The 12,390-nt window shown below is 53.6% G+C and carries 9 protein-coding genes; 1 reads left to right on the top strand and 8 read right to left on the bottom strand.

Features of this window, described 5'->3' with window-relative positions:
• Nucleotides 1-3 precede the first annotated feature (3 nt).
• A complete protein-coding gene (locus EUU25_RS06595) occupies nt 4-1,179 on the bottom strand; it encodes an energy transducer TonB (protein WP_158899424.1) in 1,176 nt (391 codons plus the stop codon).
• A gap of 134 nt (nt 1,180-1,313) precedes the next feature.
• On the opposite strand from EUU25_RS06595, the gene EUU25_RS06590 reads away from it, so the two are divergent.
• Nucleotides 1,314-2,873 (top strand): fatty acid--CoA ligase, encoded by a 1,560-nt coding sequence (locus tag EUU25_RS06590; protein WP_158899422.1) that lies wholly within the window; start codon nt 1,314-1,316, stop codon nt 2,871-2,873.
• Here EUU25_RS06590 and EUU25_RS06585 read toward each other — a convergent pair.
• The 7 genes from EUU25_RS06585 to EUU25_RS06555 form a co-directional block, all read right to left on the bottom strand.
• Nucleotides 2,861-4,159, bottom strand: coding sequence for an O-antigen ligase family protein (locus EUU25_RS06585; protein WP_158899420.1), 1,299 nt, complete (start codon nt 4,157-4,159; stop codon nt 2,861-2,863). The two genes, EUU25_RS06590 and EUU25_RS06585, sit on opposite strands and share 13 nt — an antisense overlap.
• Nucleotides 4,160-4,167: 8 nt before the next feature.
• Nucleotides 4,168-5,205, bottom strand: a complete 1,038-nt coding sequence (locus tag EUU25_RS06580) for a phosphatase PAP2 family protein (RefSeq protein WP_158899418.1) — start codon at nt 5,203-5,205, stop codon at nt 4,168-4,170.
• A 206-nt stretch (nt 5,206-5,411) separates the two neighbouring features.
• Nucleotides 5,412-6,707 (bottom strand): UDP-N-acetyl-D-mannosamine dehydrogenase, encoded by a 1,296-nt coding sequence (gene wecC, locus EUU25_RS06575; protein ID WP_158899416.1) that lies wholly within the window; start codon nt 6,705-6,707, stop codon nt 5,412-5,414.
• The gene (gene wecB, locus EUU25_RS06570; RefSeq protein ID WP_158899414.1) at nt 6,685-7,815 is read right to left on the bottom strand and encodes a non-hydrolyzing UDP-N-acetylglucosamine 2-epimerase; all 1,131 of its coding nucleotides are present in this window, start codon (nt 7,813-7,815) and stop codon (nt 6,685-6,687) included. The genes wecC and wecB overlap by 23 nt, the downstream gene beginning before the upstream one ends.
• 72 nt (nt 7,816-7,887) lie before the next feature.
• On the bottom strand, nt 7,888-9,396 hold the full coding sequence (locus EUU25_RS06565; RefSeq protein ID WP_158899412.1) for a tryptophan halogenase family protein: 1,509 nt from the start codon (nt 9,394-9,396) through the stop codon (nt 7,888-7,890).
• Nucleotides 9,396-10,322 carry an alpha/beta hydrolase gene (locus tag EUU25_RS06560; RefSeq protein WP_158899410.1) on the bottom strand — a complete coding sequence of 309 codons (927 nt, stop codon included), beginning with the start codon at nt 10,320-10,322 and terminating at the stop codon, nt 9,396-9,398. The genes EUU25_RS06565 and EUU25_RS06560 overlap by 1 nt, the downstream gene beginning before the upstream one ends.
• Nucleotides 10,322-12,382, bottom strand: a complete 2,061-nt coding sequence (locus EUU25_RS06555; protein ID WP_158899408.1) for a glycoside hydrolase family 97 protein — start codon at nt 12,380-12,382, stop codon at nt 10,322-10,324. Before EUU25_RS06555 ends, EUU25_RS06560 begins: the two co-directional genes overlap by 1 nt.
• Nucleotides 12,383-12,390: the final 8 nt, after the last annotated feature.

Below are 12,390 nucleotides of genomic sequence, written 5' to 3'. Positions count from 1 at the left end.
CGTTCAACTGGTCAGGTCGATACGTTCAATCTTGGCTACAGGTGAACGCTGGCGAATGCGGGTTCCGGTCACGTCGTCCTCATATTGCGCGGTGAGTGAGTAACGCTCGATAGCGTAGATGCCGGGCGATGTGCCGTCTTTCTCCGCTTTCAAAGGCGCGTAGATGCGCGTCTTTATGGCTTTAAGAACGACATCGGTCCACTTGGTGTCGCCCTGGCTGCGCAGGATTTCCGGTTCGTCGACCTTGCCGTCGGCACCGATCCAGAAACCGATATCGACCCAACGCTTTTCGACAACTTGTGTGCCGATGCGGTTGAGGTCACTGCCACCTGCCGCGGCGCGAGCGGCTTGGGCCTCGTTCATTTCAATGGGCTTTGAATGCAGAAGCAAAGGACGATCGGTGCCGCCCAAGGCCGCATAGCGCGCAATGAGTTTATCGGTGGTTTCGCTGTTGCCGTTGTTCCGGTCCATCCGGGACTTCAGAACTTCGGCGACAATCTTGAACTGCTCGGCGCCTTCTCTTGGCTGAAGCAAAAATGCGTCGATCGCTTCAACTGCCTCTTTCTTGCGAAACTCCGTTTTTTCGGTTTCGGCGCGTTGCACGCGCAGGGAAAGGTCGCGCACGCGCGCGATTGCCGCGACTTGCGGGAGGCCTTTTGCCAGAGCCTGCTTTTCAAGCTGCAGATATTTGGCGCTCGCTTCGTCATAATAACCAAGCTTCATGCGCGAATCCGCCACCTCGATTTCGGCGCCGAACACGCGAAAGTCATCGGGCTTGAGTGCGCCTTTCAACGTGTCGCGCATGTCGAGGACGGACAGCCGATAGATGTCGGCCTCGCCAAGATGGATGGCGACATTGCCATTGGCGCGCAGCAGGTCGGAAACTTCGATCGGAAACTCGTCTTTATGCTTGCGGTTACGTCCTAATGACTTGGCCAGCGTTTCACGTGCGTTGCGATAGTCGCCTTCGACAAACTGGTTTTCCGCATGCGCAAGCGTTGCCTTGATATCCTGATCGGGCGGGCAGCCTCGCGCGATGCAGGCTTTCAAATCATTCTCGGTGTCTTTGAGCGAACGTGCCGTGACAACGATTTCGCGCTTGTCATCATTTTGCGCGACAGCGGGGACGCTGATTCCAGCTAAAAGGACTAATAAAATTGTACGGCCGCGCATGTTCATGTTCAAGAATCCCCAGATTTGAAACTGTTTCACGCTGTCCTTAGTGGGGACATTGACATGAAGCCAATATCTCTCGACAAAACGTAGTGAGGCCTCTGCCAATAACAGGCCCGCGCTGATGGAGAGATATGCACATGGGTGACCCAACGACGGATATTCTGACCTTTGATGATTTCTTGATCCATTGGGTGACGGAAAAGCCGAACGGCCCTGCGCTGATGGAAGCGGACCGGGCTCAGTCCTATGCCGATCTGGAAGAGACGACGGCAAAAATCGCCACCATGCTGCTTAATTCGGGATTGAAGAAGGGCGACCGAATTGTGTGGATCGGCAAGAATAGCGATCTCTATTTCAGCCTTTTCTACGGCGCCGCGCGCGCGGGCATCGTGATGGTTCCGGTCGGATGGCGGCTCGCACCTTCGGAATGGGCCTATATTGTGAACGATACACAGGCGCGATTGGTATTCACCGGCGCGGAATTTGACCAGGTCGAAACGGCATTGGCGGCCGCTGTCCCACATGTGGAGCGGTTTATTGGCGAACAGGCTGCCCGCCAACAGATTGCAGCAACAGCACGATCGGCATTTGAGGCGTCTGGTCCGGATGATGCCGTGTTGCAGCTTTACACTTCGGGGACGACCGGCAATCCAAAGGGGGCGGTTCTGTCCAACCGGAACCTATTCGCGTTGCGCAAGAATAGTGCTGACCTTGACCTCGCATATACCCGCTGGGATGCGGATGAAGTGGTGTTGGTTGCAATGCCGTGCGCCCATATCGGTGGCACAGGATTGGGCATCATGGCCATCGCGTCGGGACTACCCGCACTGGTACTTTCCGAATTTACGCCGGACGGCGTGTTCGACGCCATTGAAAATAGAGGTGTCACGCGCCTCTTCGTCGTGCCGGCGGCGCTCCATATCATGCTGCAACATCCGCGTTGCACGTCGGTCGACTATAGCCGGCTGCGCTATATTCTCTACGGCGCGGCCCCGATGCCCTTGGAGTTACTGCGCCAAAGCATCGCCGTTTTCGGGGCGGAATTCATTCAGGTGTATGGCATGACTGAAACGACCGGTACGATCGTCATGTTGCCGCCCGAGGATCATGATCCCAATGGTAATGCCCGCATGAGGTCGGCTGGTAAGCCCTTGCCTGGTGTCCAAATTCGTATCGTGGATGAAAATCACGCCGATCTTCCCTTGGGTCAGGTCGGCGAAATCTGGACATGTTCTTCAAATAATATGATCGGCTACTGGAATCTGCCCGACGCTACCGAAAGTACAATGGCGCAGGGCGGTTGGATCAAAACAGGTGATGCCGGTTATCTCGATGAAGATGGCTACCTGTTCATCCATGACCGAGTCAAAGACATGATCATATCAGGCGGCGAAAATGTGTACCCCGCAGAAGTTGAAAGTGCTATTTTCGGGCATCCCGATGTGCTCGAAGTCGCTGTAATAGGTGTTCCCGACGACAAATGGGGAGAGGCCGTGAAGGCTGTCTGCGTGCCCAAATCGGGATGCGAAATTCAAGAAGACAGCGTCATAGCATGGGCTCGTGAACGCATCGCCGGATTTAAGGTCCCTCGCAGCGTCGATGTCATTCCTGCTCTCCCGCGTAATGCCTCGGGCAAGATACTCCGAAAGGACTTGCGCGCACCTTATTGGGAAGGACGGGATCGTCAGGTTAACTGATTGTCGCGCGATGCCTTTTCCGCAAGGGCAGGGGCAATAAGCGCTAAGGCTATGATCATCGGTAATGGATAAAACAGAGTTCCATCAATCAAGGCTACCGATGTAATCGCGGAAAACGCACCGATGGCCGTAGCCTTTGGTACAATGGATGCAGATAGCAGCAACAGTAAGTTAAGACCAAACAATATAACGAATATCGCCGCAATTCCTCCGCCCAAAAAGCCCCAATCATAAATGAATTGGAGAATGAAGTTATGCGGATGATTATAATGATATCCTTTGGTCCGGGCCATATTGGAGCGAAAAGTTCCAGACCCGTGACCGATTAGAGGTGCTTCTTTGATCGCTTCAATTGTAGAGTTCCAAACGGCAAGTCGACCGCTAGTGACATCTTCCGCTTTCATGCTTTCTTGAACACGAATAAGTCCAAAGCCTTCAGCTGGAATGGGCAGTGCCAAAGCGATCCCGACGGAGGTCGCCCAGGTGAGCAACATTGTTGTGATAATTCGCCGGTTCAACAACTTCCATGCGAATAGGGGGATCATAGCGATGGCAATGAAATAGCCGACTAGGCCGCCCCGTGTTCCGGACCACATCAAAAATGCCAACAGCGTGATGTTTGCCGCGACAATAAATGGCCAGTAAATCCGTTCTCGAACGGTGTATAGCAGTACAACCGGAACGATTGCCAATATCCCTATTACATTTCCGATTTGTCGAATATTTGTTGCAGACGGTATTCGCTCAACCCAGCGGAACGTATCCGGATTTGGGATGATCAAGCAAAACAGCACCATCAATGCGACATAGGCGCAAGCGCCCAATGTAATGAAAGAATGCCATTTCAATAAGTTAAACTTCGGACTGTTCGTAATAGTATAAGTCATCGCACTTAGAAACAATATCTGCATGATAGATTTGAAAAAATTCAATAAAGACAGAACAAGCAAATTTCCTGATTGAATTGAGCTTACAAATCCCACGCCTAAAAATATGTAGGCGGCTATCTGTATGATTTTCGGAATTGATTTGAACTGCTCCCAAGGCCGCCATCCCTTCACGTAAGAGAATATCAGAAGAAATATCTCAAGCAGTATTACAGGAAGACTGAAGACCCTTAATATATGGGCATACCACGTCAGGTTTCCGTCAGCATCCCATGTTGCGACCATATGAAAAGCAGGCATTATCGCTAACACCAGAATAGCAATGCGCCAAATTTCGGTCTCGGAACCGTCAATTTTCGTTTCTGCTGCAAAGGGCGCAGATTTCATTATCAAAGTCATTGGCGATCCTAAGCCTTTAGTCCAGCGTCGGCGTTGGTTCGATTGTAATCGGTCTGTGAAGCGTCGTCATAACCGGAGGTCACACACCACCAGTTTACCAACTTCCAGATTCCCCACATGCCGAATGCCGAGAAAATGCCATCCACCGCGTAATGCCAGCCCAGATGGATCGAGCCGATAAAGATGATCACGGCATAAGCGGTCGCAACCCATCCAAGTAATTTGCCAAAGCGAAACGCCATGAAAGCATAAAGCACCGCGATTGCATTGTGCAGGGACGGCATCGCCGAGATACCCATGCCAAAGCGGTAGGTCTGGCTTTCATAACCGTTCCAAAGCATTTGTTGCCATTCGACCGCTTGCGCCACGGTATCCATCGAATTACTGGCCGCATGCAGGCGTTGCATCAAACCAGCAAATTCTGGCGCAAGGGGCGAATTCAGATTGGCCAGAAAACAAGGCCCAGCCGATGATCCCAACCAAGCCCCGATGAAGCCCAGCAAAAACCAAGCACCTCCGAAGGAAAGGAAGAAGCGCGCGCGCTCCTTGCGTGGCGCAAACAAGGCAAACCCGGCAATCGCGACAGGCAACAATATGACCCAGACAGAATAGAAGAGGTCGAGTGTGACAGTCGCTTCGGGCGAGGTGAACACCGCATGGGTCAACTGCCAAGGGTGATATCCAAAAAAGAGAAACTGGTCCATCCGCGCAAAAGGCTCGTCCAGCCAGAACGGCACATAACGTGGCATCAGCATTTTGAGTACGCTGAACGATGCAAAGAAAAAGGGCATCATGATAATCGGTGCAACGCGCGCTGCGAGCAAGTAGGGATTAAGCAGCGCAGCCCGCCATTGGCCCATGACTTGATCTACGGCTGTCCGGTAATCCCGGGCAATGGCGATTAGAAACTGGCAAAGAATGCCTATGGACGCCACGAAAGGCAGTAAACGTAGGGCCTTGCCACCATATCCCGCGATCATACCAATCGCCGATGTGCCATTCAGGTAAGAAAGCACCTCAGCCGTTACGACAAGCATCAAGAACATGGCGAACAGCGGAACGATTCAGAGTAATTCTCGGTCGTCGCCTTTGAACCGAATTGCGGTCCCGTGTTTCAGTTGTTCTTCGACAAGGGCCGTAGCCATGGTTGGTCCTCCTGATCCACTCATCTGCTAGACCGTCCGCATAAAGATACGGTTAACAAATAGTGAAAGCTGGGGCGGACGGGGAATATGTCGCGGGATAATTTGGGCTAACCGACCAGACGCAGCTGGCGGTGTGGGACTTGGCCAGGCTGATCGTGCCAAATGCCGCGTACGTCATAGACGATTTTGTCCGCCCGTTCCGCAAGCGGGATCGCTTTGAAGGCGTCGTGATCGACCAGCGTGATTAGCATGTCGCATTCAAGTAAAGCGGTGTCGATATCGATCAGGCGCGCCCCCGTGCCGTCAAACTCCTTTGGCAGGGTCGACGCATAGGGTTCGACAATCTGTACGCGCTGCCCGAAACGCTGGGCGAGTTCGGCCGCTACTTTCATTGCGGGGCTTTCCCGGAAGTCATCGATATTCGCTTTAAAGGCCAATCCCATGCACCCGATTTTTGCGGTGGGGCTAACCATGATCATGTCCGTTGCGCGTTGGATAACATGATCCACCTTACCGTCATTGACGTTCCGCGCGGTGCGGATCAGCGGGCTTTGGTCTGGCGCGCTGTGGACAATGAACCAGGGATCAACGGCAATACAATGGCCACCGACGCCGGGGCCGGGATGCAGGATGTTTACGCGCGGGTGGCGGTTTGCAAGCCGGATAACCTCCCACACATCAAGGCCCATATGGTCGGCAACAATCGACAGTTCATTGGCAAAGGCAATGTTGACGTCGCGGAATGCGTTTTCGACCAGCTTTGTCATTTCAGCGGACCGGGCATCGGTGGTAATGCATTCACCGCGAACAAAGCGCTTGTAAAAGGTCAGCGCCTTTCGCGCGCAGCGGGGTGTTATTCCGCCTATCGACCGGTCATTGTTGGTCAATTCTTCAAGGATGCGTCCGGGCAAAACCCGCTCCGGGCAATATGCGATGGAAATGTCCGGCGTGTCTTTCGCTACGCCAGGTATTTTTAGATCCGGCCGCAATTTGGCAATCAGGTCGCGCACCTTGTCAGTGGTGCCCACTGGAGATGTGGATTCAAGTATGATGGTATCGCCGGACTTTAAGACAGCTGCGATATTGGTCGCAGCATCCAGCACATAAGTGACGTCGGGCGCGTGATTTTCGTCAAACGGCGTGGGAACAGCAATCACGAATATATCGGACGGCTCTACCATCAAGGATGCACGAAGCATTTTCCGGGAGACGACGCCTTGCACCAGACCATCAAGATCGACTTCTTCGATATGGATCTCGCCGCGATTGATCGTGTCGACAACATGCGGGTTCACGTCTACGCCGACGACACGGCAGCCTGAACGGGCAATTACAGCAGCAGTCGGCAGGCCGATATAGCCTAGGCCAAGTACGCAAACGTCAGGTTTTTTGTCGACTAGCATTCCAAATGATCTCCGCTATGCGCTGGCTAGCCTTGCCGTCCCCGAAGGGATTGTGCGCGCGGGCCATCGCCGAATAGGCGGTATCATCGTCCAAAAGAGTGAAAATTTCGGAAACTATGCGATTTTTATCGGTACCAATCAGTTTGGCGGTACCGGCCGTGACGCCTTCGGGGCGTTCCGTGGTGTCGCGCATCACAAGAACCGGCTTGCCAAGGGCAGGGGCCTCTTCCTGTACGCCGCCGCTGTCCGTCAGCATGATATGGCTGATCGAGAGGAGGCGGGCGAAATGGGGATAGTCCAGTGGCTCGATCATTGCGACATTGGGCTCATCGCCTAACATCTTGTCCATCACGGCCCGGACATTGGGGTTCAGGTGGACTGGGAAAATACAAGCTACATCGTCGCGCGCCGCAATCGTCTTGATCGCAGAGGCTATATTCTCCATCCCGTCCCCGAAATTTTCCCGGCGATGGGTTGTGATGCCGATGATTTTCTTGCCGGCAAACCGCGATTCTAACTCGGCAAGGTTGGCAGCGAGTTCAGGACGGTGTGCGATCCGGTCGGTTATCCAGTGCAGGGCGTCGATTACCGTGTTTCCGGTAACAAAGACACGGTCCGCTGGTACGGCTTCTGCCTTTAACGCTCCAGCCGAAACCTCCGTGGGCGCGAAATGCTGGTCAGCGATGGATCCGATAATCTTGCGATTCACTTCCTCTGGCCAGGGCTGGTAAATGTCGTAACTGCGAAGCCCGGCCTCGACATGGCTGACGGGTATCTGGCGGTAATAGGCGGCAAGAGCACCGACCATAGCGGTGGCGGTGTCGCCCTGCACGACGACACGGTCAGGCTTTGCCTGATCAAGAACATGGCCGATCCCCTCCAACAGTCGTGCTGTCAGGGCATCAAGCGATTGTCCCGGTTGCATGATGTTCAGGTCATAGTCCGGTGTAATGCCGGTTATCGAGAGCACCTGATCCAGCATTTCGCGATGCTGAGCTGATACCAGCACTTCACACCGCATTTTACTTTGCTGCTTCAACGCATTGATCACAGGAAATAATTTTATGGCTTCGGGACGCGTGCCGAAAATCACCATATTCTTGTACATTGTAATTTCCTGCGACCTTATCCGTTTCAATGACGGAAAGCTTAAAGGAAAAGATGTTAAAAAGTCACGAAATCACAAAGATAAATTCGCAAGCGCCGCGCGGTGTGACGGGAAATTCTGGAGACAGCCCGATATGTAGCGGTCAATGTGCTCCATATCCGCAAGAGGCAGGCCATCTGTCGAAGCGATCAGCTTTTCATCAGCCGGAAATGTGCCGTAACCCGACAACAAACAATGCCAGGACAGAGAACTGTAGAACTGCGCAATGTTCAATTTCTGAATCACTTCGGTCAGGTCGCCTCCTGAATACCATGCCGTCATGATGGCTTTTAGGTTGTCCGACAGATTACCATTCTGCGCATTGTCGCGCCAATAATCCGAATCAGTGCGCTGGTTCATGCGGTAGTGGGCGACGATATAGTCTCGTATGCCGTCATAGCGTTCATTCAGGCTTTGGTTGAAGTCCGCCGCTCCGTCATCGGTTTCGCCGCCATTCGCATAGGCGCGGATGAAACCCTCTACGGTTGCCTGCACAATATGGAGCGCGGTCGCCTCCAGCGGTTCGATGAAGCCTTGCGATAACCCCACAGCGAGGCAGTTCTTGACCCAGCTACGCTGCACGCGGCCTACGTTCATTTTCAAATGGCGCGCCTCGACCTCGTTGTCGAGCATGCCGAGATGCGTGCGCAGTTCCGTTTCGGCAGCATCCTTGTCGATATAGCGGGACGAATACACATAACCATTGCCGACCCGGTTTGTCAGTGGGATCCGCCACGCCCACCCCGTCGACAATGCGGTGGCGCGTGTCTCGCTACGGATGTCGCCTTCGTCATTAGGGGAAGGCATGGCAACGGCAGCATTGTTGAATAGATTATCCGCAAATGGAAGGAAGGGTTCCTTCAACGCTTCCTGAATAATTGCACCCCGAAACCCGCTGCAATCAACGAAAAAGTCACCGCTGATAACAGCGCCATCCTCTGTTTGCAGCGATTCTGCATTGCCTGACTTATCCAGTTTCACCCCTGTGACGGTGTGTTCAAGATGCCGGACACCCAATTGTGTCGTTGCATGTTCCCGCAGCATTTTGCCGACAAGTACCGCATCAAAATGATAGCCATAGCCTATCGCGAATGGAAAGTTGGAAGGAGCTAATGGCGCACGTCCATGTGCCGCGATGGATGCGGGCAGGAAAAAGCGGTCCGGGTGCGCCCATACATCGCGACCTGTCCGTCGCGCACGGGTATGAAAAGTGAATTGCGGTTCCGTGAACAGGTCGATCTGTGTGTGGAAGGGATGAAAATAACTTTCAAATCCCGGCCTTTCCGACCAGCCATCAAAGCGGATGCCAGCCTTATAGGTGGCGTTACATTTCGGCATCCAATCTGCTTCGGCTATACCTAGGGTGTCAAAGAAGGCTTTGAGTTGCGGGGTCGAGCCTTCGCCGACACCAATTATCCCGATATCCGGCGATTCCACCACAGTGATGCGATGTTGCGGCCAATGATGCGCCAGAAGACAAGCAGCCATCCAGCCGGCCGTGCCGCCGCCCAGGACGACGAAATGTTTGGAGTCAGAGACCATTACCAGCGTTGAAGCATCCAGCCAAAGACGTCGTCAAGCCGCGCGGCCCATGCATTTTCTTCATGTGGAGTGCCAACGTACACTTTGCTTGAAAAATCACGCCCTTTATTCCAGCCATTCGCCACCAGCGCCGCATCCAGATTCTCCTGATAGGGCTGGTAAAAGGCATCAAGCGTTTCGGTCCCGTGATCAAACCAAATCCGCCGTCCGGCAGGTTTGCCAAGCTTTTCTTTCACATAACGGCGCCATCCTGCGAGGATATCATTGCGTTCTTCAGCGCTCCAATTGGGATCGCCCAAGGGCAAATGTGTCGACACCGCACCGGCATGGCCAAATATATGGGGATAGCGGGTAATAGCATAGAGCGAAATCAGTCCGCCCATGCTTGAGCCAGCAATCGCCGTGTGTTTGCGGCCCGCCTTTGTCCGAAACTCCGCATCGATGCGCGGCTTCAATTCTGTGACGATGAATGTGAGATATTCGTCCGAAATCACAGGCAGGTCATTGCTTTGCTTTTGCAGTTTTTGACGTACCGATGGAGAGACAAAGTCCAGCATTGGCTTGGGAAAATATTGGCGGCCGCGATCCACACCCGGTTGGTCAATTCCAACAATGATAAAAGGCTTCGTCTTCTTGGCGGCAATCAAGCGCAATGCCGATTTATCTGCGGCCCAGACCTTGTTGAAATTTGACCGTTTCGGATCGAACAGATTTTGACCGTCGTGCATATATACGACGCCATAGCGTTCGCGCGAGCTATCATAACCCGGCGGTAGCCAGATCACTACCTTGGTCGGGGCGAGTACGGCCGAGGAAACGGGCCCCAGATCAACAAAGCGCCCACTGTCTTGTCCCATCGCACCCTGCGGGAAAAGCGCGAGCAGCCCTGCTGCAAAGCTTGTCGCCAACAGGCTGCGCCGATCCATCACTTGCCTTTTGCCGCCACAAGACGGATTGCAAAGCCGCCACCCGGCGCCAGACGCAAGGTGAGCGTATCGGCGCTGGTCAACTTCTTGCTTTCTATCACGATCGAGTGACGTTTTTCGGTGCGATAATCGGCATCGTCACCATCGCGGTAGATTTCCGCAACATAGTTTTTACCGGGGCTGAGAAAGTCGAGTTTAAATGAAACAGTCCGTTCCTGCTCATCTCCTACAGCGCCTACATACCAATTCTCACCGTCACGTTCTTTCCGCGCAATGGTAACAAAATCGCCAATTTCAGCATTCAACACGCGGGTGTCCTGCCAATCGGTAGGTACATCACGGATGAACTTCATCGGCTCGGGATATTTGGCGTAGTTCTCGGGCGTATCCGCCACCATCTGCACAGGCGAATAGATCACGACATACAGCGCGAGCTGCTTGGCAATTGTCGAGAGCAGGTTGCTATGATCACTGCCCTTGAGGCTGAGAATGCCTGGCGTAAAATCCATGGGTCCTTCGAGCATCCGGGTGAACACGACATTGGCTTCATGCTCGGGCGGGTTTTTGCCAGGCCAAGCATTATATTCCATCCCGCGCATCCCTTCGCGCGCGACCCAGTTCGGATAGGTGCGATGCAGCCCGGTACCCTTCACTGGCTCGTGGCTGTCGATACCGATCTTATACTTTGCAGCAGTCTCGACAACGCGCAGCTGGTGATTGACCATCCACTGGCCCTGATGCCATTCGCGGTATTTCTTACCGTCGGGATCTTCACGTTCCATCTGGGCGGCGTCGGTAACATAACCAGTTTTGACGACCATATAATTATGGTCAGCGGCGAATTTGAAAGCCTTGTCGAACTGCTTTTCATAATGGGACGCCGCGCCACCGGTTTCATGATGTCCGATCAGGCGAACGCCCTTTTTCTTGCCGTAGGCGACCAGCATATCAACATCGAAATCTTCGGTAGGTTGGGCAAAGTCCATATCATAACCGTTGCCGAACCAATCGCCATCCCAGCCTACATTCCAGCCTTCGACGAGCAGATGGGGAATTTTGTTGGCCGCAGCGAAATCAATGTAGCGTTTCACATTTTCGTTGGTGGCGCCATGCTTGGGGCCGCGGGCCCAGCTCCATTCGCCTTTGATCATATTCCACCACACACCCGCAAATTTGCCGGGCTTAATCCAGCTGACATTGCCTAATTTGTTGGGCTCATTCAGGTTGAGCATCAAATGGCTGTGGTAAATTCCGGCGGCGTCATTCGCGATGATCAAGGTACGCCATGGCGTCGTCCAAGCGCCCCTTTTCTGAACTTTGGGTTCTCCGGCACCGGGGTGGAGTGCCGCGCGAAGCGTTGTCCCTTCGGTCCGAGACACCGCCATGCCCGAATAATCGACAAGCGCCGCTTCATGCAGCGCGACATGCGTGCCGTCGGCCAATTTGATGGTGATCGGCGTGTCAGCATTGCTAACCGCCGATAGCGGCGTTTTATTGTAGAGATATTCTTCGCGATTCCACAGGAATGCTGGCTTCCACCACGCGGTGCCATCGTTGGCGAAAACAAATTCGGTCAATTCATCGGCAATGTTTGCTTGCGCTAGATTGGGTTGTTCTGGAAATTCGTATCGGAAGCCAACACCGTCCTCGTATAGCCGGAAGGTTACTGTAAACACGCGCGCAAGCGCCGTTGTTTCTTTGAAATGAACTTTCAATTCCCGATAGCGGTTGCGGATCGTTTTCCACTCACCCCACGGCTGGGTCCAGCTTTCGTCGAAATCGCGCACTTCCTGTCCCGTAACCGAAAGGCGGCGGTCAATTTTGACGGCGTCGGTCAGAAGGAAACCAAGCTTGGAAGGCGCAAGTATCGCCTTTCCATTGCGCGTCACGGCATAGGCCGCACGACCATCACCATCGAGTGAAATTTCTACTTTCACTCCGCCATCGGGTGAAGATGCCGAAGCAAGCGGCTGGCCCTGTGCGGATGCTGCAGCCAGCAAGGCACCACCTAGCGCTGCAACGCTCCGGACAATTTTCTGTTTCGATTTCGTCTTGTCCATGCTGCGTC

Source organism: Sphingorhabdus lacus, assembly GCF_009768975.1.
GTDB lineage: Bacteria > Pseudomonadota > Alphaproteobacteria > Sphingomonadales > Sphingomonadaceae > Sphingorhabdus_B > Sphingorhabdus_B lacus.
This window is presented reverse-complemented; position numbering and strand designations above follow the sequence as displayed.